At 57.0% G+C, this 25,759-nt stretch carries 15 protein-coding genes and 4 pseudogenes; 6 read left to right on the forward strand and 13 right to left on the reverse strand.

The window, feature by feature from the left end; genetic code table 11:
• Positions 1–82: 82 nt before the first annotated feature.
• The 13 genes and pseudogenes from FEE99_RS09725 to FEE99_RS09785 all read right to left on the reverse strand — a co-directional run bounded on the left by FEE99_RS09725 (position 83) and on the right by FEE99_RS09785 (position 17,931).
• Complete coding sequence (locus tag FEE99_RS09725) at positions 83–1,108, reverse strand: hypothetical protein (protein ID WP_041478182.1); 1,026 nt, start codon at positions 1,106–1,108, stop codon at positions 83–85.
• A gap of 197 nt (positions 1,109–1,305) precedes the next feature.
• A complete protein-coding gene (locus FEE99_RS09730) occupies positions 1,306–1,596 on the reverse strand; it encodes a hypothetical protein (RefSeq protein ID WP_041478181.1) in 291 nt (96 codons plus the stop codon).
• A pseudogene (locus tag FEE99_RS09735) lies at positions 1,596–4,129 on the reverse strand (RHS repeat-associated core domain-containing protein); the annotation flags it as partial. The gene FEE99_RS09730 and the pseudogene FEE99_RS09735, both read right to left, overlap by 1 nt.
• Before the next feature lie 64 nt (positions 4,130–4,193).
• Positions 4,194–4,538 carry a hypothetical protein gene (locus tag FEE99_RS09740; protein WP_167351290.1) on the reverse strand — a complete coding sequence of 115 codons (345 nt, stop codon included), beginning with the start codon at positions 4,536–4,538 and terminating at the stop codon, positions 4,194–4,196.
• A 425-nt stretch (positions 4,539–4,963) separates the two neighbouring features.
• Positions 4,964–6,471, reverse strand: a pseudogene (locus tag FEE99_RS09745) (RHS repeat domain-containing protein); the annotation flags it as partial.
• Between the two features lie 661 nt (positions 6,472–7,132).
• Positions 7,133–7,432, reverse strand: a complete 300-nt coding sequence (locus FEE99_RS09750) for a hypothetical protein (RefSeq protein ID WP_143978892.1) — start codon at positions 7,430–7,432, stop codon at positions 7,133–7,135.
• 73 nt (positions 7,433–7,505) lie between these two features.
• The gene (locus tag FEE99_RS09755; protein ID WP_041478177.1) at positions 7,506–7,919 is read right to left on the reverse strand and encodes a hypothetical protein; all 414 of its coding nucleotides are present in this window, start codon (positions 7,917–7,919) and stop codon (positions 7,506–7,508) included.
• Positions 7,920–8,221: 302 nt separating this feature from the next.
• A pseudogene (locus FEE99_RS09760) lies at positions 8,222–9,528 on the reverse strand (RHS repeat domain-containing protein); the annotation flags it as partial.
• Positions 9,529–9,550: 22 nt separating this feature from the next.
• Complete coding sequence (locus tag FEE99_RS09765) at positions 9,551–9,853, reverse strand: hypothetical protein (protein WP_041478175.1); 303 nt, start codon at positions 9,851–9,853, stop codon at positions 9,551–9,553.
• 3 nt (positions 9,854–9,856) lie between these two features.
• Complete coding sequence (locus FEE99_RS09770; RefSeq protein ID WP_041478174.1) at positions 9,857–14,512, reverse strand: RHS repeat-associated core domain-containing protein; 4,656 nt, start codon at positions 14,510–14,512, stop codon at positions 9,857–9,859.
• Positions 14,512–15,249, reverse strand: a complete 738-nt coding sequence (locus FEE99_RS09775; RefSeq protein ID WP_041478173.1) for a DUF4123 domain-containing protein — start codon at positions 15,247–15,249, stop codon at positions 14,512–14,514. The genes FEE99_RS09770 and FEE99_RS09775 overlap by 1 nt, the downstream gene beginning before the upstream one ends.
• Entirely contained in the window at positions 15,239–17,281 is a 2,043-nt protein-coding gene (tssI, locus tag FEE99_RS09780; protein WP_041478172.1) for a type VI secretion system Vgr family protein, read from the reverse strand. Before tssI ends, FEE99_RS09775 begins: the two co-directional genes overlap by 11 nt.
• Positions 17,282–17,415: 134 nt before the next feature.
• Entirely contained in the window at positions 17,416–17,931 is a 516-nt protein-coding gene (locus tag FEE99_RS09785; protein WP_007949952.1) for an Hcp family type VI secretion system effector, read from the reverse strand.
• Between the two features lie 438 nt (positions 17,932–18,369).
• Here FEE99_RS09785 and FEE99_RS09790 point away from each other — a divergent pair, with 438 nt between their 5' ends.
• From FEE99_RS09790 to cheB, 6 genes and pseudogenes are all read left to right on the forward strand, one after another.
• Positions 18,370–19,992: a methyl-accepting chemotaxis protein gene (locus tag FEE99_RS09790; protein WP_041478171.1), complete on the forward strand. Its 1,623-nt coding sequence runs from the start codon at positions 18,370–18,372 to the stop codon at positions 19,990–19,992.
• Positions 19,992–20,528, forward strand: a complete 537-nt coding sequence (locus tag FEE99_RS09795) for a chemotaxis protein CheW (RefSeq protein ID WP_041478170.1) — start codon at positions 19,992–19,994, stop codon at positions 20,526–20,528. The genes FEE99_RS09790 and FEE99_RS09795 overlap by 1 nt, the downstream gene beginning before the upstream one ends.
• A pseudogene (locus FEE99_RS09800) lies at positions 20,525–21,798 on the forward strand (CheR family methyltransferase). The gene FEE99_RS09795 and the pseudogene FEE99_RS09800 overlap by 4 nt, the downstream one beginning before the upstream one ends.
• A complete protein-coding gene (locus FEE99_RS09805; RefSeq protein WP_041478167.1) occupies positions 21,795–22,478 on the forward strand; it encodes a chemotaxis protein CheW in 684 nt (227 codons plus the stop codon). Before FEE99_RS09800 ends, FEE99_RS09805 begins: the two are co-directional and overlap by 4 nt.
• Positions 22,475–24,745, forward strand: a complete 2,271-nt coding sequence (locus FEE99_RS09810) for a hybrid sensor histidine kinase/response regulator (RefSeq protein WP_143978893.1) — start codon at positions 22,475–22,477, stop codon at positions 24,743–24,745. Before FEE99_RS09805 ends, FEE99_RS09810 begins: the two co-directional genes overlap by 4 nt.
• Complete coding sequence (gene cheB / locus FEE99_RS09815; RefSeq protein ID WP_041478163.1) at positions 24,742–25,752, forward strand: chemotaxis response regulator protein-glutamate methylesterase; 1,011 nt, start codon at positions 24,742–24,744, stop codon at positions 25,750–25,752. Before FEE99_RS09810 ends, cheB begins: the two co-directional genes overlap by 4 nt.
• Positions 25,753–25,759: the final 7 nt, after the last annotated feature.

The raw sequence follows: 25,759 nt of genomic DNA on the forward strand, positions 1-25,759 counted from the left end.
AAAGAAATCTGTCCTCTTTTACTCAGTCCCTTTTGCTCAGAAGACAAAGCGACCACATGATCGCTCTGTCTTCAGAGATGAATTAGACCTCCTGCCGCCAAGCGGAAAACGTGATCACTGTGCCGGCTTCTTTTCTATTGGTGATTTCTACTTTATAGGTAGCACCATTGATGCGGCCTTCAACGAGCGCTTTGCGCTCGTTGCCGCTGACTTCGGCGTCCTTTGCATGTTGCTGATAGAAGTCGATAACATCCGCGTATTCGGTAAAAGTCCTGAGAATGACCTCATATTCATGCTGAGGGCGTCCGGCTATTTTGTCCCAGTCACCGTCAATTGACGTGCCCTCCATACCCGGTGTCGTAAAGACACCGTGAGCGCCGGCGCCAATCAAGTGAGCTCGCTGCGGAAGCAACGGCAGCATCGCTTTTGGAAAATCGGAAGGTAATTGAGCCGCAGTCCAGGCTCCCTGTTTCGGCTGAGTCACGATGTACTCAACGTGGGCAATCTTCTGCGCAGCGGCTCGGCGTTCTGGATCGTCACTCTCCGCCCACAGCGCCATCATAGGAGGCAGTTGCTTACTCCAGGGGATCAAAGCATCGGCGTCAGACTTGCCGGCGCCTTCTGGCTGGAAAATAGTCAGCACGGTTTCCGGCGCATCGTTACAAGTCAATGGTTCCTCGCGAGACTTGACGGTGCAGTGGCCATTGACCAGTCCTACGGCGAGCAACTGCCCCTTGTCGTCCAGCAGCAATGCGGCGCGCTCGAACCCGTTGTTACCGTCGTCCATGGCAGTGATCATTTTTCTGCCGGGAGGCACACCATCAACAAAAGTCGACATTTCTGACTCGAGCGCTTCAAGAACCTGCTGCACGATCATCGTATTGTCATTGGTGTAACTTCCGGTTTGGTAGCCAAAAAAATCAACGAGTGCAGAGCGAACCGCCGGGTCTTGGTTGAGCTTGTGAGCCCGTTCTGGACTGGCTTCGTTTGTAAGCAACAAGACAGTTGTGCCGTCGGGACGTTGTTCGGATCGTAGTGACAGCGCGCTTGCGCTTAGGGAGAAGGTAAAGACTAGAAGCAAGGAGAGAGTGCGGCTCAAGTGTTTCAAGATAACAGTCCTTTGATATTTAATCCGTGAGAGTGGTCGCAGAGATTTGATCTGGTGATTATGCGTTGAGCATAAGTTTTCTGTTTTTCATTATTCTTTAATGGGGAGTTTAAGTTGACAGTCGCCTTGAAGGTTTCAGTGACGTGTTTTTCACGCGTATCAGGCGGCCCAGGAGATTTCTTCGTACAGCCAATCATTCAAGGCTTCCAGAATTCAATTCCCTCCACATGACGCTCTATGTCATCCATGTCATCCTCGCCAAGAGTTGAGTCAAAGTTTTTGCTGATAATTGTTCTGATTTTTGCTAGTCGCTGAGTTACGTTTTCATTGTCAATGAACTCGGTTGTAGCTTTTCGATATTCTTCAACCGGTTTGTCGCTATAGTAACTTCCCATTTTATGTAGAGAAATCATGATGAATTCAATATTTGCGAGTGCTTCCAGAGCATCTTCGCCAGTCAGTATGATTTTCTTGTTTTTTTCTAACATTATTTTCTCCGAGTAAAAGTTGGGTTCTCTAATTTCAAGTTTCCTTTAATGGTCAGCTCCATAGTTCCATACCTAGGGTTTTTAACCCATTCGAGCTGCGAGTCAGGTACGTCTGTCTCAATGTAATCCCGGCCGCGGCCTCTGCCAATTTGGTATTTTTCTTCAGCATCAAGCTGGCTCAGCGGCTTCTTGTTGGCGGGTTCGACGTAAACACGATTGTTATCCTGAGCTTGGATTACACCATCGCTTTCGATACCAGTAGAGCCTTTTCTGTTGGTGTAGTGCCGGACACGAGTAGTACTTTCTCCGCGAGGGACGGGGGAAGGTGCCGCTGGTTCGCCTTCGTTGACCTTGGCTTTTTCGGAAGGGTTACCGATATCGCCCTTAGATTTAGCTTTCTTCTGTGGACATTCGCTACTCAACCCCAAAGGATCCACCCACCCCGTAGGGTTAGGCACGTACTGGTAGCTGTTCAACCCACCCGCAAGCTTGATCGGGTCCGGCGTCAAGAACCGCCCAGTGCTCGGATTGTAGTAGCGGTGGCGGTTGTAATGTAACCCTGTCTCGACGTCGAAATACTGACCCTGAAAACGCAGCGGATTATCGATTTCGCTCACATCCAGCGCCGCGAGGTTGCCGTAGGCCTGGTACTTCGCTGACCACATGATCTCGCCGCTGTAGTCGGTGAGTTCCTGCGGTGTGCCGAGGTGGTCGAGTTGATAGTAGAACGGGGCCGCTTTTAGCGGGCCTTCGCCTTCGAGCATTGCCAACGGGCGGAAGGTGCCCGGTTCGTAGATGTAGCTGCGGTAACGGTTTTCGGCGCTTTCGGCGATCAGACGTTCGCCTTGCCAGAGGAATTCAGTGGTGTGGCCGTCGACGGTTTTCTCGATGCGGCGGCCGAAGGTGTCGTATTTGTAGCTTGCGGTGCTGCCACCCGGCAGGCTGACGCCGATCAGGCGGTGTTGGCAGTCGTAGCGGTATTCGGTGACGAGCTTTTGGCCGGTTCCGCGACGCTCGCGGATCAAGTTGCCGTAGGCGTCGTAATCGTAATGGCGGTCGCCTTGCATCAGCAAGCGGTTGCCTTTGACGTTTGCGAGGTTCGCAACGGGCAGGTCATTTTGTCCGAGGAGGTTGCCCGCCGGGTCGTGAGCGAAGCTCTCTGGCATGGCGCCGCGTACGCTGATCAATCGGTCGAGTGGATCGTAGTGATAGCTGCGGTTGCCTTTGCGGCTGTCGTTAATACCGGCGAGGTTGCCGTTGGCATCGTAGTTGTAGCGACGCTGGAACAGGTGCTTGTCCCGTTGGCTGACGCTGTGGGCCTGTAGTCGGCCCTGTTCATCGTATTGGTATTGGCTAAGCAGCAAGCCTTGTTGGCGTTGTTGCTCGCGACCGGCGTTGAACTGGTGGCTGGTCAGGCGAGAGCCGTTGAGGTCGATGCTGCTCAGCCGTCCACCGGACAAATGACGGTAATCGAGCGTGCAGCCATCGGGCAGACGGCAGTGGCTGAGCTGACCGACTTTGTCGTAAGCGTAACGCGTGGTGCCCCAGCCCTGATGTTCGATGATCAAGCGATCTTGCACGTCGTATTCATAAGCGAGCGGCCAATGGCCGTCGTCGACGTTTACCAGGCGACCGAGTGCGTCGTAGCTGTAATGAATCTCTTCGCCATCGGGCAGCGTCTTGACCAGCAAACGGCCTGCGGCATCGCGCTGGTATTCGGTAACCAGTTCACTACCGTCGTCACCGAACTCGGTTTTCTTCAGCAGTTGGCCGTTGAGGTCGTACTCGTACGCGGTGCGTCGACCATCGAAACCGGTTTCCTGCTGGATCAGGCCGTTCGAGTAATAATCGAGTTGATAGCGTTCGCCGCGCTCGTTTTCGATCTCGGTGAGGTTGAGTTGCGAGTTGTCGTAGCGGTAGCGCAGTTGGCTGCCGTCGGGATTGATCCCGCGGCTGACGAGGTGCAGGTTGTCGGCGTATTCGTAGCGGGTGATCCGCCCGAGCTCGTCGCGTTCGGCGGTGACGCGGCCATACGGGTTGTAGGTAAACGCACGTGTGGCGCCGCCGGGCAGGGTGACCTGAGTGAGGCGGTCGACGGCATCCCATTGGTATTGGGTGATCGCTCCGAATTCGTCCTGGCGAGTGATTTGCCGGCCGAGGGCATCGTAGCGGTATTTTCGTTGACCGCCGTCCGGCAGGCGTTTTTCCAACAACTGGCCGAGGTTGTTCCAGCCCAGTTGATGACGACTGCCGTCGGAGTGACGGATCTCCAGCAAGCGTCCCTGACGGTCATAGCTGTAGAAGGTCTCGTTGCCGTCAGGATCGGTTTGTTGGGTGATATCGCCCTGACGGTTGCGTTCGTATTTCCAGCGGGCCTTGCCGCGCTGGACATCAATAAGTTGACCGTTGAAGTAGTTGTAACGCGCCGGAACACCCTCAGGAGGGATCCATCCGGATCGACCTTGGCAACGAGTCGAGCCTTGTCATCGTGGGTGTAGACTTCTTCGCTGCCATCGGCATTGTTTACTGGGACGACAAATGGGGACAGAATTATTTCAGTGCTTAAAAAATAAATCTGCCTCCATTTTCTAAATTTTTTACACTTCCAACATAAAGGATTCGATTTTCTCGATAAATTCAAGTTTGCTCTTGGTTCTGAATTCTCCAAGGAAAATTTCTGAGTTTTTTATCGGTTTCCCTTTGTGGTCATATTCAATTGTTAGAAAGTCAATTACAAAATACCCTTCGGGATCACCTTCCGGCTCCACTCTAGAATCAAAACAGTGCCCAGTGCTTCGGCGGACTCCACCAATCAAAACGGAGCTGGAGAACCATTCACTTGTATCAGGTGTAAGCTCAACTTCAAATAGGTTGTTGATTGTTATCGTCCAACCGCTTGGCACGCGTATAGGGTGAAGCTTGTGCTCTAGTTTTGGTCTCATTTCACATTGCCCATATATTTTTTTACCTGTTCAGGGGCGGCTGGAAAACTATGGATGACAGGCTCGCCGGCTTTGGATAGCTCTATCCTGACCCAGTTTGTCAGTTCTCCATTGTTGTAGCCGACTGGAGTTTCTGATCTATAGAACATATATCTTGAGCCGCCGTGATCAAACACATTTCCATCGCGCACTGCTGAGTACGCTGCTTGTTTCTCAAATCCGCTCACATTATTAGCGATATCGGGAAGATAGGAGGCCTCAGGTTTTCCGTCTCTGGTGCCTTGGCCTAGACTTAGCGATTTCGCTTGTTCTGCCGATTGTGCATTTGTGTGCTTTGTCGCATGCCTACCTTCTGGACGTTTCGCATCATAAATATCTGTTCGTAGATCTTTACGCGTTTGGTACTCGCTTGTATCAATCTTTTTCGGGCAATTAGTGCTGTTCAGCCCCAACGGATCCACCCACCCCGTAGGGTTAGGCACGTATTGGTAGCTATTCAACCCACCTGCAAGCTTGATCGGATCCGGCGTCAAGAACCGTCCAGTTCCCGGATTGTAGTAGCGGTGGCGGTTGTAATGTAACCCTGTCTCGGCGTCGAAATACTGACCCTGGAAGCGCAACGGGTTATCGATTTCGCTGACATCCAGCGCTGCGAGGTTGCCGTACGCGCGATACTTCGCCGACCACATGATTTCGCCGCTGTAGTCGGTCAGTTCCTGCGGCGTGCCGAGGTGGTCGAGTTGGTAGTAAAACGGGGCCGCTTTTAGCGGGCTTTCGCCGTCGAGCATTGCCAACGGGCGGAAGGTGCCCGGTTCGTAGATGTAGCTGCGATAACGATTTTGTGCGCTTTCGGCGATCAGGCGTTCGCCTTGCCAGAGGAATTCAGTGGTATGGCCGTCGACGGTTTTCTCGATGCGGCGGCCGAAGGCGTCGTATTTGTAGGATGCGGTGCTGCCACCCGGCAGGCTGACGCCGATCAGGCGATGCTGGCAGTCGTAGCGGTATTCGGTGACGAGCTTTTGGCCGGTGCCGCGACGCTCTCGGATCAGGTTGCCGTAAGTGTCGGAGTCGTAGTGGCGGTCGCCTTGCATCAGCAGGCGATTGCCTTTGACATTGGCGAGGTTGGCTGCGGGCAGGTCATTCTGGCCGAGGAGGTTGCCTGCCGGGTCATGGGCGAAGCTCTCTGGTATGGCGCCGCGTACGCTGATCCAGGCGATCCAGGCGATCCAGGCGATCCAGGCGATCCAGTGGATCGTAGTGATAGCTGCGGTTGTCTTTGCGGCTGTCGTCGATGCCGGCGAGGTTGCCATTGGCGTCGTATTGGTAGCGGCGCTGGAACAGGTGTATGTCCCGCTGGCTGACGCTGTGTGCTTGAAGTCGGCCCTGTTCGTCGTATTGGTACTGGCTGAGCAGCAAGCCTTGTTGGCGCTGTTGTTCGCGACCGGCGTTGAACTGATGGCTGGTCAGGCGTGAGCCGTTGAGGTCGATGCTGCTGAGTTGCCCGCCAGGCTGGTGACGATAATCGAGTTTGCTGCCATCGGGCAAGCGGCAGTGCTTGAGCTGGCCGACGCTGTCGTATTCGTTCTTCGCTGCCATCGGCGTTGGTTACGGTGACGCTGCCTTTGTCGTCCCAGACGTACTGCGCTTCCATCTGCGAAAAGTTGGCCCAGTGACGAGTGCAGCGAGACAGTTTGCCTTCGTTTTCCCACTCCCAATAGAACGCCGCGCCGCCTGCCAATTGCCGCTCGAGAATGACGTGCTGGTCGTTGTAGCGATAGCGTTCGGCTTCGTCTGCGGCATTCTTCGCCTCGATCAGGCGATGCTGCGTGTCGTAGCTGTAAGTGACCAGCGTCTGCACTGTGTTCCATGCGGCCTCAAGATTGTCCGCTGGCAGGAACTGTTGATAGTCGACGGCGATGATGTGCTTGCGATCGTTCCAGGGAAACCGGGCCCGACTCTGGCTAAGAACCGGCCACGTCAGGTCGTGGTGAAGAGAGCAGATCCATATGAATGTACTAGATCAATAGTAGATTTTCGACTCTTCTGTTTTAAAGTCTCGGATATGCTCAAACGGATCCGTCGTTGTAATAAGCTTTTAAGTTGGAAGTAGTAATGTTTCTTGCGCTACATGTGACAATGCATGAGTTATTGATTTCAATTTTTACGGCAAGCATCTGGTTCTCATTCATGATCGATAGAATTGTAGGTCTGGCGAAGTTGAAGTTTTCTATTTTGAGTGATTCGATAAATTCTATGTAAAGATCAAATTCATATTCGTTGTAGTATTTTTCAACCATTTCGCAGGTGCTGTTTTTTCTTTTACCCTACTATGTAGTTTTAATTGTGACGAGTTTTCGTCTAATAGTGCGTAGCTAGTGAACGAATGCTCTGGGGAATAAAACTCTCCAATGATCGATGTTCATTCTTTTTTTTGAAGTTGAATTTGTCAGCATTTTCTTTATTGCTCAAATACGTAATGGCGTGCCACACTTCATAAGTGGAGTGTTCTGTTTCGATGAGCATTGCCTGATACAGAGTCGTATTCTCTAATATTAAGGTGTGTATTTATGAGAAGCATGGGAGGCTGGATAGTCCTAATGTCCGTACGAATGTTCCTGAATGACAACGCGTTCTTTATCAATATTTTTGTAGCGATACTCTTTAATCATCACCATATTACCTTCCGCGTCTCGAACAAACTCCGTACCCCTACCATTTTCAGCTTCTTTCGTAAGCGAAACACGTTTCACCCTAATTAGAACAGCTGTGTTAGGGAATTTGGCGTCGCGCTTAGCCTCTCTAAACGCAGCTCTACGTGTCGCAATGTTTTTATCACTAGGGACAAATGGGGACAGATTTATTTCAGTAGGAAGTAAATCTGTCCCCATTTGCATTTATACTAACCATCAAGGATGGTGGTTTTGTACGTTGAAAATAACAGTAGCGATTTTGGTCCTTGGTTGTTTTCTATTCGGCGTTCATCATTTTCCTATAGCTGTCGAATGTATTAACGCATTCTTCGTCTTCGTTAATCAACCTTTCATAGAAGCTCTCATCGTCAGCCCACTCGCAAAATACGAGCTGGGTCTTGACTTTTTTGTTGTGCGTGCACTGTGAGTTAAGAACCCAGTGAGACGACATTTTTTTTTCGGTGACTTCAAAAAAGTCCAATGCGAATGGTTTAGGGTATTCGTCATAAGGCTCTGGGCATATATAAACCCATGGGCAGTTGTCCCAAAATTCAACGCCGTATACGGTATATTCTTTTCCGACTTCGATGTCTAGCTCACTGTCGCCGATCGAGATATAGCGCTTAAGCCTTATTGAAGTATCCTGCGTGAAGCTTTGGTCTATTTTGTTTGTTTTACATTTAACTTTCATTTTTTTTCAGAATCCCCGGGTGGTACGGATGGGTCGTTTCCCCACGGTTTTATATCGTCGGTGCTATGCTTTTTGAATTTAAAGTCCATTAATTTGCCAGTCTACGGATCACGAACATAGTGCACCACCGAGTCGTTACCGTTTTTGGATTTTACTTTAAGCTCCCATTTGTCCATTCCTTTGAAGTTTGGATCATTTAAGCCCTCAATGATCCTGACCCCGTGTCCTTCTTTCGCCGCCTGCAATGTCATCTGATCCTGAATGCTTTTAGGTTCACGACTCCATTTGTCATGTTTTGGTGGTTCAGGAGGAGGGGGCGATCCTTCCTTTACAACTGCTTTACTTGCAGGGTTTTCGGTGCTTGAGCCGGAGGAGCCATCTTTGCCTCCGGGGCATCCGCTCAATCCCAAAGGATCCACCCACCCCGTAGGGTTAGGCACGTACTGGTAGCTATTCAACCCACCCGCAAGCTTGATCGGATCCGGCGTCAAAAACCGTCCAGTCCCCGGATTGTAGTAGCGGTGGCGGTTGTAATGTAACCCTGTCTCGGCGTCGAAATACTGCCCTTGAAAACGCAGCGGATTATCGATCTCGCTGACGTCCAGCGCAGCGAGGTTGCCGTAGGCGCGGTATTTTGCCGACCACATGGTTTCGCCGCTGTAGTCGGTGAGTTCCTGCGGTGTGCCGAGGTGGTCGAGTTGGTAATAGAACGGGGCCGCTTTTAGCGGGCCTTCGCCGTCGAGCATTGCCAATGGGCGGAAGCTGCCCGGTTCGTAGATGTAGCTGCGATAACGATTTTCTGCGCTTTCGGCGATCAATCGTTCGCCTTGCCAGAGGAATTCAGTGGTATGGCCGTCGACGGTTTTCTCGATGCGGCGGCCGAAGGCGTCGTATTTGTAAGATGCGGTGCTGCCTCCCGGCAGGCTGACCCCGATCAGGCGGTGTTGGCAGTCGTAGCGGTACTCAGTGACGAGCTTCTGGCCGGTGCCGCGACTTTCGCGGATCAGATTTCCGTGGGCGTCATAATCGTAGTGGCGGTCGCCTTGCATCAGCAGGCGATTGCCTTTGACGTTGGCAAGGTTGGCTGCGGGCAGTTCATTTTGTCCGAGGAGGTTGCCTGCCGGGTCATGGGCGAATCTCTCAGGCATGGCGCCGCGGACGCTGATCAGGCGATCCAGCGGGTCGTAGTGATAGCTGCGATTGACTTTGCGGCTGTCGTCGATGCCGGCGAGGTTGCCATTGGCGTCGTATTGGTAGCGGCGCTGGAACAGGTGTTTGTCCCGCTGGCTCACGCTGTGCGCTTGCAGGCGGCCCTGTTCATCGTATTGGTATTGGCTGAGTAACAGACCTTGCTGGCGCTGTTGTTCGCGACCGGCGTTGAACTGGTGGCTGGTCAGGCGTGAGCCATTGAGGTCGATGCTGCTCAGGCGTCCACCGGACAAATGACGGTAATCGAGCGTGCAGCCATCCGGCAGACGGCAGTGGCTAAGTTGGCCGACGCTGTCGTATTCGTAGCGCAAGGAGCCCCAGACTTGGTGTTCCTCGATGAGTTGGTCTGCAAGTCATATTTATAGGCGAAAGGCTAACGACCGTCGTCGACGCTGGCTAGTCAACGCGAGCTCGTCGATCCATTAAATTTTTACTTTATTCAATGTATGGTCTAACGCTTTTTCAAGATCGGCCCAGGTTTTGGCCGTTTCGGTGTATATAGGCGATGCCCAATTTTGATTTGCTATTAATGAGATTCTGAAGGCGCCGTGTTCACTGAATTCGGGATACCAACCAATGTCTATTGTTTGCTCGTGCGGGAGTAGCGCTTGCAAAAGATCCTCCCTTAATTCATCTGTAATGAGCGAAATATCCGATCCGACTAGGCTGGATATTTCGTCAAAAGTTATCTTGCCACCAAGTTTTTTTATGTTTTCAAGATTCATAAATCATTTCTTCTTTTTCGTTAGTTTTCTAAACGATTCTTCTGATATTGGATGTCCATGTATTGTGTTTGCACTTAACTCCACTCTCATGTACTGAGTTTCTTTTCCGTCATTGGCGCCTATGGTTTTTCCCATGTCAATTACTTTCCATGGTTTTCCGTTGTTAACATCTTGACCATTTGCAAACGCGTGCCGCTCTAACGCTTCAATGTCCGTGCCGGGTAGATATTTAGCTGCACCTCCATTAGCGGTCGATTTTACAACAGATGGCCAAGGAGCCTTAGGCGCCACATGTTTATTGCCATGATTTGTCCATTGAACGTCGGGAGGAGGCGGGGCTCCATCGCTTACCCTGGCTTTTCCTTCAGGTATTTCAGCGCTTTGCCCCGGAACGCATTTATCTCCGCCTGGACAAGTATTCAACCCTAGGGGATCCACCCACCCCGTAGGGTTAGGCACGTACTGGTAGCTATTCAACCCACCCGCAAGCTTGATCGGATCCGGGGTCAAAAACCGTCCAGTCCCAGGATTGTAATAGCGGTGGCGGTTGTAATGTAACCCTGTCTCGGCGTCGAAATACTGCCCTTGAAAACGCAGCGGATTATCGATCTCGCTGATGTCCAGCGCAGCGAGGTTGCCGTAGGCGCGGTATTTTGCCGACCACATGATTTCGCCGCTGTAGTCGGTGAGTTCCTGCGGTGTGCCGAGGTGGTCGAGTTGGTAATAGAACGGGGCCGCTTTTAGCGGGCCTTCGCCGTCGAGCATTGCCAATGGGCGGAAGCTGCCCGGTTCGTAGATGTAGCTGCGATAACGATTTTCTGCGCTTTCGGCGATCAATCGTTCGCCTTGCCAGAGGAATTCAGTGGTATGGCCGTCGACGGTTTTCTCGATGCGGCGGCCGAAGGCGTCGTATTTGTAAGATGCGGTGCTGCCTCCCGGCAGGCTGACGCCGATTAAGCGGTGTTGGCAATCGTAGCGGTATTCGGTGACGAGTTTTTGTCCGGTGCCGCGACTTTCACGGGTCAGGTTGCCATAGGCGTCGTAATCGTAGTGGCGGTCGCCTTGCATGAGCAGGCGATTGCCTTTGACGTTGGCGAGATTCGCAACGGGCAGGTCATTTTGTCCGAGGAGGTTGCCTGCCGGGTCATGGGCGAAGCTCTCTGGTATGGCGCCGCGCACGCTGATCAGGCGATCCAGCGGGTCGTAGTGATAGCTGCGGTTGCCTTTGCGGCTGTCGTCGATTCCGGCGAGGTTGCCGTTGGCGTCGTAGTTGTAGCGACGCTGGAACAGGTGCTTGTCCCGTTGGCTAACGCTGTGCGCTTGCAGACGGCCCTGTTCGTCGTATTGGTACTGGCTGAGCAGCAAGCCTTGTTGGCGCTGTTGTTCGCGGCCGGCACTGAACTGGTGGCTGGTCAGGCGCGAGCCGTTGAGGTCGATGCTGCTGAGTTGCCCGCCAGGCTGGTGGCGGTAATCGAGTTTGCTGCCATCGGGCAAGCGGCAGTGCTTGAGCTGGCCGACGCTGTCGTATTCGTAGCGCAGAGTGCCCCAGCCCTGGTGTTCTTCGATGAGTCGGTCTTGCAAATCGTATTTATAGGCGAGCGGCCAATGACCGTCATCGACATTGACAAGGCGACCGAGCGCATCGTAGCTGTAATGAATCTCGTCACCATCGGGCAGCGTCTTGACCAGCAAGCGGCCTGCGGCATCACGCTGGTATTCGGTCACCAGTTCACTACCGTCGTCACCGAACTCGGTTTTCTTCAGTAGTTGGCCGTTCAGGTCGTACTCGTAGGCAGTCCGACGACCATCGAAGCCTGTTTCCTGTTGGATCAGGCCGTTGGCGTAGTAATCGAGGTGGTAATGCTCGCCGCGCTCGTTTTCAATTTCAGTGAGCAGCAGGCGCGAGTTGTCGTAGCGATAGCGCAGTTGGCTGCCGTCGGGATTGATGCGGCGGCTGACGAGGTGCAGGTTGTCAGCGTATTCGTAGCGGGTGATACGGCCGAGCTCGTCGCGTTCGGCGGTGACTCGACCGTATGCGTTGTATGTAAATGCCCGTGTTGCTCCACCGGGCAAAGTAATTTGTGCCAGGCGATTCGCGGCATCCCATTGGAAGTGCGTGATGGCACCGTTTTCGTCCTGACGTGTGATCTGCCGGCCGAGTGCGTCGTAACGGTATTTGCGCTGACTACCATCGGGCAGGCGCTCTTCCAGAAGCTGGCCGAGACTATTCCAGCCCAACTGGTGCCGGCTGCCATCGGGCAGGCCGATTTCCTGCAGGCGGCCCCGACGGTCATAGCTGTAGTAGGTGGTGTTGCCTTCTGGATCTGTCTGTTGGGTGATATCGCCTTGATTGTTGCGCTGATATTTCCAGACTGCTTTACCGCGAACAACCTTACTTACGAACCCACGGCTGTACTCGTAGCCGGTTGGTTCGTCTTCTGGAGGTATGACTGCGACCAGGTGCCCTGATTCGCTGTATCGGTATTCGGTGATAGCTCCGAGCGGATTTTGCTCTGCGATCAGGCGTCCCTTTTCGTCATATGCCTTGAGATTTTCGGCTCCGTCCGGATCAATTTGAGCAACCAGTCGGGCTTGGTCGTCGTGGGTGTATATCTCTTCGCTACCGTCTGCGTTCGTGACAGTGACACTTCCCTTATCATCCCAAACGTAGCGAGTATCCATCTGCGAGAAGTTCGCCCAGTGATGAATACAGCGTGCAGATTTGCCCTCTCTTTCCCATTCCCAGTAGAAGCTGGCACCTCCGGCTAGACGGCGCTCGAGAATGACGTTTTGATCGTTATAGGCGTAACGCTCGGCTTCTCCAGCGGCGTTTTTCGCTTCAATCAAGCGGTGTTGCGAGTCGTAGGCATAACTGATTATCGTCTGGACAGTGGTCCATCCGTCTTCCAGATTGTCTGCTGGTGTGAACTGTTGATAGTCGACCGCCACAATATGCGTGCGATCGTAGCGCAACAGCAAGGCACGACCGGCACCATTGTCGATACGTTTGATCCGACTGTGAATATCGCGCGTGACATGAAGGCGGTTGTCGTATTTGTCACTGATGGCTATCAGTGTTGCGCCTTTGCGATCGTAGCGGAAGTGATAGAACTGAGCATGCTCACCAGCCTGAGTGAGAATAAGTTCTGATGGATCGTCCCCGATGAAGATGGCTGCTTCCGAGAGGCTATTGGTTATCGCCGGGCGTTGGATGCTTGGAAGTGGGAAGGTGATCACCCGGTTTTCATGATCGGTCCATACCACTTCATCGACGTTGATTTCTAACCGCTGTGCTAGCGCGTGGCTCCAGCCAAAACCCAGCCCACAATCGATTTCCGCTGCGCTGGTTCTATAGAGACGAGTCCAGCTAAATGGTACAGCCCCTCCGAGCTCTCCATCGGTCAGCGTCAGTAGCTCTTCGCCAGTGACCATGGAGACCGGGCAGCCGTTAGTGCAAGTGTTCTTTGCGCAAGTTGCGCTTTTTTCATCTGGGGTCTTGGATTGTGCAGGGGCATCGTGCCGGGTTTTCGGGGTTTCGACGGTGGTCACACGCTTCCCATCAAAACGCAACTCGGAAATCCCGTTTCTGACCTTTGCCGTTATCCCTCGGGCCGCCACAGCGGTGTACTTGGCGACATACTCCATAAAACCGTTGATGATCTTGAACACCGACTTCACGAAGCCGATCACAGCCTTGATGACAAGCTCTCCGTACTTCTTCAGTCGGGCCGCAAGGTAGATTACGCCGGTACCTTCGGCCGCGATGGTCAATACCACGCCGATCACGATGTCGATCGCAATGCCTACGACAATGGCCGTGGTCATCTTCGCTACGTCGCCCGCCATCTTCATCGGCGGCAAGCCCGCGAGCCAGATCACCGCACTGCGCACCAGCAAAAACAAAGCCGCCTCGTCGCTGGCCAGCAACATGGCCTTTTTCATGATGTCCGGCGAGCTCTTGGCGACTTTGATCAGCTCGTCTGCGCCAGCGCCGAGATCCTTCGCAAACTTTCCTGGGTCCTGAAGGATGTCGAGCACGAGACTGATGCCGTCCCATACGCCCTTGATCGCTTCCCAGCCACCTTCAAGAATGCCGTTGCCGATGGCCATGGCTGTGCCGGAGGTCGAAAGATTCGACCATTGCGGTTTGAAGCCGGCCCATTCCTTGCGCAGGAAACCTTCAAGGTCCGCAGTCACGCCGCTGTAAGAACTGAAGAGGGCGTCGATCTGCGCCGGGGTCACTTCGTTATGGACGCGAATCGTGTAGAACTTGCCGGGCACACCGCCGGTCCATGCGGCTTTGCCTTGGGCGTCGAGTTTGACCTTGCTGACAGCACCACCGTCCACGGCCACGATTTCGACTTCGATATCGCCGACGGGAATGTCGTAAACCGATTCGAATTTGCTCTCGATCAGCAACGGACCCTTGAGCGGACATTGAGCCACGTTCGAGGTGAAGTTACCGTCGGTCATGCTCACCGCTTTACTGGTGTTGCCCACCTTGATGACACGCTCCATACCCAGCAAAGACGGCATGTCAGCGGCACGGCTACCCTTGTCGAGGGCCTGTGCATACCAGGTTTTGGTTTGTTCCTGATACAGCTTCAGACTGTCCTTGAAGGTGTTCAGTTGGTTGTCAACAAAGGCAACGCGATCCATCAGCCTTGCTCCAGAATCAGGTGGTTTATCAATGCTTCTTTAAGATTTTGCGGCGCATCCGGGCGGCGCACGAAGCGGGTGATTTTCAGCTTCAGATTGTTCTCGGGCCATGCGGTGTAGAGGTCCGGGCGGTCTTCTTCCAGCCACTGCATCAGGTTGCTGACCAGCGTCGCCGGATTGTCCTTGCTCAACCCTTCCAACAACCCCTTCGGCACCTCCCACCACGGCCAGTCCTTGACCTTCGGCACCACCCGCGTGCCCACTTCCAGCGCCTGCCCATTGATCAGATACCGCTCAAACACCGGCAGCACCTCTCCAGCCTTTTCCCCAAGCCCCCGCAGAATCGGATAAATATGCCGCCCATCCCAAAACCGGAAAAACACCTCGGTGCCATCCGGCATTTTCACCTGCGTCAGGCTGCGCAGGTGTTCGAACACTTCGTTCGGTTCTGAACGCGACACCGCCAGCCAGCCCCAGTCGAGGGCGTCGGTTTCGGCGATCCATGGCAGGAAGGCGGAGTTGGCTTTGAGTTCGGTGAGGTAGGGCATCACCGGTTGCCAGGTGGAGTAGGGCGTGCCGCCCCAGATCGGGATGAGTTGGGCGGTGGGTTCGGTGAGGTACAGGGTTTTCAGGGCGTCGGCATCGCTGGCCGCGCTGATGATCAGGTACAAGCGCTCGCCGCTTTGCAGCGGCTGTTGCGCCAGCCAGTCCTTGGGGGTGATTGGTTCAGATGGCACAGGCACCTGCCTTGCATTTTTCGCATTCTTCACAGAACGGCGCGTTACGTTTTAGGGTGTTGATCTGCGCCGGGGTCAGGACTTGGCCAGCCTTGTCGGCATCCGCCTGTTTCAGCACGCCGGGCATCAACGGCGCAGCACCAGTCCCACTGCCCGGACTACCACCAGAATTCATGTTGATCACCGGCCCGCTCATGGTCACGCCACCAGCATCAATCTTGATAAAGCTGCCGCCGCCGACCAGGGTCAGCTCTGCACCAGCCTCCATCACCACTTTCATGCCGCTGCTCAGGTGGATTTCCTGGCCGGCGTCGATGAACTGGCCGGTGCCGATCTTGATGTGCTGATTCACGCCGACGGTGAGGTGGTCGTTGGCGCGGGTTTCGACTTTGCGGTCGGCGTAGACGGTGTGGTGTTCTTCGGCCTTGAATTCGCTGTAGCTGTTCTGTTCGACGGTGTCGTGGCGTTCGTTGCCGACGCGGATTTTCTGGTCGTGCTCGATGTTCTCGTCCCAGTCGCGCTGGGCGTGCAGGTAAATCTGTTCCTGACCTTTTTTGTCTTCGATGCGCAGTTCGTTATAGCCGCCGCCACCCATTGAGCTCAGGGTCTTGAAAGTACTGCGGGTCTTGTTCGCCGGCAGTGGATAGGGGACGGTGTTTTCCTTGTGGTACAGGCAGCCGCTGATCAGCGGTTGATCGGGGTCGCCTTCAAGGAAGGTCACCAGCACTTCCATGCCGATGCGCGGGATGGCGATGCCGCCGTACTGGGCGCCGGCCCAGGCGCTGGAGACGCGCAGCCAGCAGCTGGTCTTGTCGTCGGCCTGACCTTCGCGGTCCCAGTGAAACTGGACTTTGACCCGGCCGTACTCGTCGCAGTGGATTTCTTCACCTTTCGGGCCAGTGACCACGGCGCTCTGGCTGCCGAGGATGCGTGGTTTCGGATGGCGTAGCGGCGGGCGATTGGGCACGTCCCACGGCGTGGCCTGGAAGTGGTTGCGGTAGCCCTGGTGGAAATCGTCTTTCAGCGCCGTGGTGTCGCTGGTCACCGACTCTTCGAGGACTTGCGGCTGTTTGCCTTCATGCAGGACTTCGGTGAGCAGCCACAGGTCGTTCCACTTGGCTTTCGGGTGTTCGGTCAGGGCGAGGAAATGGCCGCTGACCAGCAGTGGCTGATCACTCTTGCCTTCGGCCAATTGGAAGTCGCTGCGATGACGTTCGAGGGCGCGTTTGGCCAAATGTTTGCCGCGCTCGCGGTCGATGAAGCGGCCCGGGTAATCGTAGTCTTCGAGGTCGGGCAGGGCGTCGCCACGGTTTTCGCTTTCCAGGGTCAGGCGCGGTTTTTCGAAGTCGTAGTCGCGGCGGGTGGTGCGGCTGGTGCGGGTTTCCAGGCGCAGGTCGAAACGCTTGATCACCGGGTTGCTGGCGACCATGCCGGAGTCTTGCTGATAGGGCACGGGGGCGAGTTTTGGAAACACCGTCTGGTCATCGCCGAAAACGAGCTTGTGCGCGTTGGCGCTGTGCTGGAAGTGGAAGTGAATGCCTTCTTCTTCGCACAGGCGCTGGATGAAATGCAGATCCGACTCGTCGTATTGCACGCAGTAGATGCGTTCAGGATAGATCGAGCCGGTCTTGAATTCGTAGGCGTTGCCTTGAATGCCGTGCTCTTCCAGCACCATGCCGATGATTTTCGGCACGCTGAGGTTCTGGAAGATGCGCTGGTTGATGCGGTGCGCGAGATAAGCCAGTTGCGGACGCAGCGTCACCGAATAACGGGTCAGGCGTTTGCCCGAGTCACCTTGCGCGGCGCGGTAGATCTGGCCATGGATGCCGCTGCCGTCAGGCGACAGCTGCAGGAAGGCCGGTTTGTGCAGCAGGGTTTCGAGGTCCAGCGACGGCTGCTCACTGACCAGCTCCACCTCAAAGACAAAAGGCTGGCTGATGGCTTCCCGGCCGGTGAGGGTAAACACCTGAAAGTCGGCGGAAAGCCCTTCGATGGTCAGGGCAAAGTGGGTTTCATTGGCCGGCGCGAACATCCCTTGTTCCTCGTGCTGTACAGCGGCGCTCGTCGACGGCCGCAAAAAAGCGGCTCAACGTACGCGAAATTCTGGAGGGGCGTAAACAACATCGACCAGCAGAGCTGGCCGATGCGTGTAACGGTCAGCCGTAATTAAACGACTGGAGCACGCCAGTCATCGGAACCCGAAGTACCGGATACTTCGTGGGTCCAGGTGATTTTGCGGTAGGTGAACTGCACTTCTTCCAGGTGGGTGAAGTGCGCGTTGCCTGGATCCTGGCAGTTGTGCATTTTGTTGTTGATGGCGACGATGATCGCGTCTTCCAGTTTGGTGGTGTAGTAGTGCTCTTGGGTGCCTTGGGCCGAAGTGCGGTACCACTGGATAACGATTTCGCTCATGCGCTCGCCGGAAGTCAGTGCTGCTTGCAGCAGTGGCGAAGCCTTGTCGTAGACCTTGGTGATCACAACTGGCTTGTGTACGCGTTGACCGGTTGGCTGACCGGATTGCGGGTCACGCGGGATGATCACGTCGTGGGTGAAAGCCTGAACCATGACCTGGTCTTCGTGGCCTTCCTGATAGGTGTTGCCAACGGAGTCGGCGGTGAAAGCGCCGGCAGTGATCAGGCCTTGTTTTTCGCCGGTAACCGACATGTACGCTGGTGTTGCCATGGGGTGCTCTCCTTGCGGATAAAGTTAGGGTGCCCGGAGGCGAAATCGCCCGGTGGGTGGCTGAGAGTTATCAAGGAGCGTGCCAGGTTTTGCGCGGTGCCCGGATGGCGGGGGCGCCACGGTAGTCGGTGATCATTCGGGGCGATTTTCAGCGGGAAAGTCGGGAGAAAGTGCGCAAGAAGTTGCGCAGTACTGCGCAACTTCTTGCGCACTTGGCTGCAGGGCTTGCGCCGCTTGGGCTGCAGGGGATTCAGGCCCTGAAATATTACGGGCAACTGCGCAACTTCTTGCGCAGTAGGGTATTTGCCGGGACTGCGGTGTTGCCTTCGCGAGCAGGCTCGCTCCCACAAGGACAGTGCTGCCAGTGAAAGCGTCTTATAAATGAAACACCGCCCTCGGCTATACTCCCCGCATTTCGATCAGGCACGAGGATTCACTGTGAAGAACTGGACGTTGCGCCAACGCATTTTGGCGAGCTTTGCGGTGATTATCGCCATCATGCTGTTGATGGTGGTGCTGTCCTACTCGCGGTTGTTGAAGATCGAGGCCAGTGAAAACAGCGTGCGCGACGATGCCATCCCCGGCGTCTATTACAGCTCGATGATTCGCGGCGCATGGGTCGACAGTTATTTGCAGACCCAAAAACTGCTCGGCCTCAAGGAAGGCCAGGGCGTTTCCAGTGAAGACGAAGCGGACTACAAGGCGTTCGAGGCGCGTCTGCAAGAACATATGGCCAGCTATCGCAAGACCATGGCCACCGATGAAGACCGTTCCGAATTCGCCCTGTTTGAGAAGTACCACGATACCTACATGCAGATTCAGGATGCCGTGCTGGACCTGCACAAGCGCAATCTGGAAGCCGATGCCATCAAGCTGTTCAACGAGAAACTGACCCCGGCGTGGTACACCGGGCGGATGAAACTCAACGACATCATTGGCGAGAACAAAGTCGTCGCTGATAACGCCATGGCCAACATCGACGACGCGGTGGCAACGGCCAAAGTCAGCATGGTCATTTCTCTGCTGGTCGCGGTGCTGGCCGCCGGCCTCTGTGGTCTGCTGCTGATGCGCGCGATCATGGCGCCGATGAACCGCATCGTGACCATCCTCGACATCATGCGCACCGGCGATCTGAGTTCGCGCCTGAACCTTGATCGCAAGGACGAGTTCGGCGCGGTCGAAACCGGCTTCAACGACATGATGACCGAGCTGACGTCGCTAGTATCCCAGGCCCAGCGCTCCTCGGTGCAGGTGACCACCTCGGTGACCGAAATCGCCGCCACGTCCAAGCAGCAACAGGCCACCGCCACCGAAACCGCAGCGACCACCACCGAAATCGGCGCAACCTCCCGCGAGATTGCTGCGACCTCGCGGGATCTGGTGCGCACCATGACCGAAGTGTCCACCGCTGCCGATCAGGCCTCGGTGCTCGCCGGCTCCGGCCAGCAAGGCCTGGCGCGCATGGAAGACACCATGCACTCGGTCATGGGCGCGGCGGATCTGGTCAACGCCAAACTGGCGATCCTCAACGAGAAGGCCGGCAACATCAATCAGGTGGTGGTGACCATCGTCAAAGTGGCTGACCAGACCAACCTGCTGTCGCTCAACGCAGCGATCGAAGCCGAGAAGGCCGGCGAGTACGGCCGCGGTTTTGCCGTAGTCGCCACCGAAGTCCGGCGCTTGGCCGATCAGACCGCCGTGGCCACCTACGACATCGAACAGATGGTTCGCGAGATCCAGTCGGCGGTGTCGGCCGGGGTGATGGGCATGGACAAGTTTTCCGAAGAAGTGCGCCGGGGCATGTCGGAAGTGCAGCAGGTCGGCGAGCAGCTGTCGCAGATCATCCATCAGGTGCAGGCGCTGGCGCCGCGCGTGCTGATGGTCAACGAAGGCATGCAGGCCCAGGCCACTGGCGCCGAGCAGATCAACCATGCGCTGGTGCAGTTGGGCGATGCCAGCAGCCAGACCGTCGAATCGCTGCGTCAGGCCAGTTTCGCTATCGACGAACTGAGCCAGGTGGCCGTCGGCCTGCGCAGCGGCGTTTCGCGATTCAAAGTCTGATGAGCGAAATCATCGCCAAACGTGGCGCCGCGCCAGTGGCGAAGCAGGCGCTGTTTCTGCTGTTTCGCATCGGCAAAGAGCGCTATGCCTTGCGCGCCACCGAAGTGGCCGAAGTGCTGCCGCGCCTGCCATTGAAACCGATTGCCCGGGCACCGCACTGGGTGGCCGGGGTGTTCGCCTATCGCGGGGCGGTGGTGCCAGTGATCGACCTCAGTGCGCTGACTTTCGGCCGACCCGCCGAGGCGCGTACCAGCACGCGGCTGGTGCTGGTCAATTATCAGCCGGATCAATCGCAATCAGCACAATGGCTCGGGCTGATTCTCGAGCAGGCCACCGACACGCTGCGCTGTCATCCGCAAGATTTCCAGCCCTACGGCCTCGACAACCGCGAGGCGCCGTACCTCGGTCCGGTGCGCGAAGATGCGCAGGGATTGCTGCAATGGGTGCGGGTCGATGACTTGCTCGATGATGCCGTGCGCGGTTTGCTGTTCCCCGATCCGCCGCGTGATCCGGCGCAGCTTGAGGCGCAGCCATGAGCAGTGAGCAGCGCTTTTTCGATTTCCTCAAGGAACGCATCGGCCTTGATGTCGCGTCGGTGGGCGCGGCGATCATCGAGCGTGCCGTACGCCAGCGCACGACGCTGTCCCAGGCTGCCCACGCCGACGAATACTGGCAGCTGTTGCAAGGCTCGCGGGATGAACAGCAGGCGCTGATCGAAGCGGTGATCGTTCCGGAAACGTGGTTTTTCCGTTATCCGGAATCTTTCGCGACGCTGGGCAAACTGGCGCGAGGTCGGCTTAAAGAACTCAATAATATGCGCGCGCTGCGAATTCTGAGCCTGCCGTGCTCGACCGGCGAAGAACCCTACTCGATTGCCATGGCCTTGCTTGATGCCGGATTGCAGCCGCATCAATTCAAGGTCGACGGCATGGACATCAGCCCGCTCTCGGTGGAAAAGGCGCGGCGTGCGGTGTATGGCAAGAACTCCTTTCGCGGTCAGGATCTGGAATACCGCGAGCGACATTTTTTTGCCGAGCAGGACGGCCACCGGGTCAACGAATACGTTCGCGAACAAGTGCGCTGGCAAGTCGGCAATGTGCTCGATCCGACGCTGTTGGCGACCGAGCCGGCCTTCGATTTCGTGTTCTGCCGCAACCTGCTGATCTACTTCGACCAGCCGACGCAAAAGCAGGTGTTCGAAGTGCTCAAGCGCCTGACCCACGTCGACGGTGTGCTGTTTATCGGCCCGGCGGAGGGCAGTCTGCTCGGGCGTTTGGGCATGCGCTCGATCGGCATCCCGCAGTCGTTCGCTTTCAGCCGCCATAGCGAGCCGCACCCCGAACCGCTGCCGACGCCCAAACCGGTCGCCGTGCCGGTCAGTCAACCACTGCGCAGCGCGCCGCCGCCAGCGCCAGTGCGCAATCGGCCGTTCGCTGCCGTGACGGCTTTGCCGGTGACGAAAAAACTGCCGACCCGGACGCCGCAACACTGCTGGCGCAGATTGCTGCACTGGCCAACGAAGGCAAAAGCGCCGAGGCCCGTGCCGCGTGCGAACACTATCTGCGCAGGCATGAACCCGTGGCGCAGGTGTTCTATTGGCTGGGCCTGCTCAGCGATGTCGCCGGCCTGAGCCTTGAGGCCCAGGGTTTTTATCGCAAGGCCTTGTACCTCGAACCGCAACATCCCGAAGCGCTGATGCACCTGGCCGCGTTGCTGCAGGCTCAGGGCGATACGGCGGGTGCCCGACGATTGCAGGAGCGCGCAGCCCGCAGCGGGCGCACCGCCGACAGTGAGCGTAAACGATGAGCGCGCCCGACACTTTGAACGTTACCCACGAAGACGCCCGCGCCATCGACGATTGCTGGAACCGCATCGGCATTCATGGCGACAAGTCCTGCCCGTTGCTGGAAGAGCATATTCACTGCCGCAACTGTTCGGTGTACTCCGCCGCCGCCACGCGCCTGCTCGACCGTTATTCGTTGCAGCAGGACCAGCGCGAAGCGGTGGTCAGCAAGGTCGAAACCGACGTCAAGACCCGCTCGCTGCTGATGTTCCGCCTCGGCGAGGAATGGCTCGGACTGGCGACGCGCAGCCTCGTCGAAGTCGCGCCGTTGCAGGCGATTCACTCGCTGCCGCACCAGCGCTCGCGGGCCTTGCTCGGCGTGGCCAATGTCCGTGGCGCACTGGTCGCGTGCCTGTCGCTGGTGGAACTGCTCGACCTCAGCGCCAGCGTTGCGCCGGTCAGCGGCGGGCGAATCATGCCGCGCATGCTGATCATCGCCGCGCACGGCGGGCCGGTGGTGGTGCCGGTAGACGAGGTCGACGGCATTCATGCCATCGACGAGCGCATCCTCGACGCCGCGTCGCAGTCCGGTGCGCAGAACAGTGCCAGGTACACCCGTGGCGTTCTGCAATATCGCGGTCGCAGCCTGCGCTGGCTGGATGAAGAACAGCTGTTGTCCGCCGTGACCCGGAGCCTGACATGACCCCCGAGCAAATGCGCGACGCCTCCCTGCTCGAGCTGTTCAGTCTCGAAGCAGAAGCCCAGACCCAAGTGCTCAGCGCCGGGTTGCTGGCGCTGGAGCGCAATCCGACCCAGGCCGATCAGCTGGAGTCGTGCATGCGCGCGGCGCACTCGCTCAAAGGTGCGGCGCGCATTGTTGGCATCGACAGCGGCGTCAGCGTCGCCCACGTCATGGAGGATTGCCTGGTCAGTGCGCAGGAAGGCCGTTTGTTGCTGCGTCCCGAACACATCGACGCGTTGTTGCAGGGCACCGACCTGCTGATGCGCATCGCCACGCCGGCCAATGCGCCGCAACCTGCGGACATTGAAGCCTACGTCGCGTTGATGGGGCGTCTGCTCGATCCTTCGGCGCCAGCCGCTGTGGTTGCCACGCCGCCAATGGCCGAGTTGCAGATCGAGCCAGTGCCGATAGTGTCGGCGCCGATTGTCGACGAGCCCGCCGAACCGACCCCGCGCAAAAACAAACGCACCACCGAAGGCGGCGAGCGCGTTTTGCGCGTCACTGCCGAACGCCTGAACAGCCTGCTCGATCTATCGAGCAAATCGCTCGTGGAAACCCAGCGTCTCAAGCCGCATCTGGCGACCATGCAGCGCCTCAAACGCATGCAGAACAACGGCCTGCGCGCACTGGAAAATCTCAATGTGCACCTGAAGGAGCATGCGCTGAGCCTGGAAGCGCTCGAGTCGCTGGAAGATGCGCGACGTTTGCTCGCCGAGTCGCAGCAATTGCTCAGCGAGAAAAACGCCGAACTCGACGAATTCGCCTGGCAGGCCAGCCAGCGTGCGCAAGTGCTCTATGACACCGCGCTGGCCTGTCGTATGCGCCCGTTTGCCGACGTGCTCAGCGGGCAGGCGCGCATGGTTCGCGATCTCGGGCGCAGCCTTGGCAAACAAGTGCGCCTGGAGATCGAAGGCGAGAAAACCCAGGTCGATCGCGATGTGCTGGAAAAGCTCGAAGCGCCGCTGACTCATTTGCTGCGCAACGCCGTCGATCACGGCATCGAATCCCCGGAGCAGCGCCTGCTCAAGGGCAAGCCCGAAGAAGGCCTGATTCGCCTGCGCGCCTCCCACCAGGCCGGTTTGCTGGTGCTGGAACTCAGCGATGACGGCGGTGGCGTCGATCTGGAGAAAGTCCGCCGCAGCATCGTCGAAAGGCAGTTATCCCCAGCCGAAACCGCAGCGCAACTGAGCGAAGAAGAACTGCTGACCTTCCTGTTTCTGCCGGGCTTCAGCCTGCGCGACAAGGTTACCGAGGTGTCCGGGCGTGGCGTCGGTCTGGATGCTGTTCAACACATGGTTCGCCAGTTGCGCGGGGCCGTGGTGCTGGAGCAGACGGCGGGCGAGGGCAGCCGTTTCCATCTGGAGGTGCCGTTGACGCTTTCGGTGGTGCGCAGCCTCGTGGTGGAAGTCGGCGAAGAGGCTTACGCATTCCCCTTGGCGCACATCGAACGCATGTGCGATCTGGCCCCCGAAGACATCGTGCAGGTCGAAGGACGTCAGCATTTCTGGCACGAAGGCCAGCATGTCGGGCTGGTTGCGGCCAGCCAGTTGCTCAATCGCCCGGCCAGTCAGAACGATGGCGCTACCCTGAAAGTCGTGGTGATCCGTGAGCGCGAGGCGATTTACGGGGTGGCGGTCGAGCGCTTCGTGGGTGAGCGCACGCTGGTGGGGTTGCCGCTGGACGAGCGTCTGGGCAAGGTTCAGGACATCTCCGCCGGGGCCTTGCTCGATGATGGTTCGGTGGTGCTGATCGTCGATGTCGAAGACATGCTGCGTTCGGTAGACAAGCTGCTCAACACCGGGCGTTTGGAGCGCATTGCCCGCCACGGCAATCAAGCTGCCGAAGCGGCGCGCAAACGAGTCTTGGTGGTCGACGATTCGCTGACCGTGCGCGAGCTGCAACGCAAACTGCTGCTCAATCGCGGCTATGACGTCGCGGTGGCGGTGGACGGCATGGATGGCTGGAATGCGCTGCGTTCGGAGAACTTCGATCTGCTGATCACCGACATCGACATGCCGCGCATGGACGGCATCGAGCTGGTCACGCTGCTGCGCCGCGACAACCGTCTGCAATCGTTGCCGGTGATGGTCGTGTCGTACAAGGATCGCGAAGAAGACCGCCGCCGTGGACTGGACGCCGGCGCCGACTATTATCTGGCCAAAGCCAGTTTTCATGACGACGCCCTGCTCGATGCAGTGGTCGAGCTCATCGGGGGAGCGCGGGCATGAGGATCGCAATCGTCAATGACATGCCCCTGGCGGTGGAGGCCCTGCGCCGAGCGCTGGCGTTCGAGCCGGCGCATCAGGTGATCTGGGTCGCCAGCAACGGCGCCGAGGCGGTGCAACGCTGCGCCGAACAAACGCCGGACCTGATTTTGATGGACCTGATCATGCCGATCATGGACGGCGTCGAAGCCACGCGGCGGATCATGGCCGAGACCCCATGCGCGATCGTCATCGTCACCGTCGACCGCCAGCAGAACGTGCACCGCGTGTTCGAGGCCATGGGCCACGGCGCGCTGGACGTGGTCGACACGCCGGCGATCGGCGCCGGCAATGCCCAGGAAGCGGCGGCGCCGTTGTTGCGCAAGATCCTCAACATCGGCTGGCTGATCGGCGACAAGGCGCCACGTTCGCGCCCGGCGCCGAGTACGCCGCGCAGTTCGCCGTCACGTCAGCGGCTGGTGGCGATCGGTTCGTCTGCCGGTGGGCCGGCGGCGCTGGAAGTGTTGCTCAAAGGCCTGCCGAAGGATTTTTCCGCCGCGATCGTGCTGGTGCAGCATGTCGATCAGGTGTTCGCAGCCGGCATGGCCGAATGGCTGGCCAGCGCCAGCGGCCTCGATGTGCGTCTGGCCCGTGAAGGCGAGCCGCCGCAAAGTGGCGCGGTGCTGCTGGCTGGAACCAATCACCATATTCGCTTGTTGAAAAACGGCACGCTGGCCTACACCGCCGAACCGGTCAACGAGATCTATCGCCCCTCGATCGACGTGTTTTTCGAGAGCGTCGCCAGTTACTGGAACGGTGACGCGGTCGGGGTTTTATTGACCGGGATGGGGCGCGATGGCGCGCAAGGGCTTAAGCTCATGCGCCAGCAGGGTTATTTGACCATCGCCCAGGATCAGCACAGCAGTGCGGTGTACGGCATGCCCAAGGCTGCCGCGGCAATCGATGCCGCGGTGGAAATCCGTCCGCTGGAAAAGATAGCGCCACGATTGCTGGAGATTTTCCCCAAATGAACAGGTT

The organism is Pseudomonas sp. ef1 (assembly GCF_007293365.2).
Lineage (GTDB): Bacteria > Pseudomonadota > Gammaproteobacteria > Pseudomonadales > Pseudomonadaceae > Aquipseudomonas > Aquipseudomonas siliginis.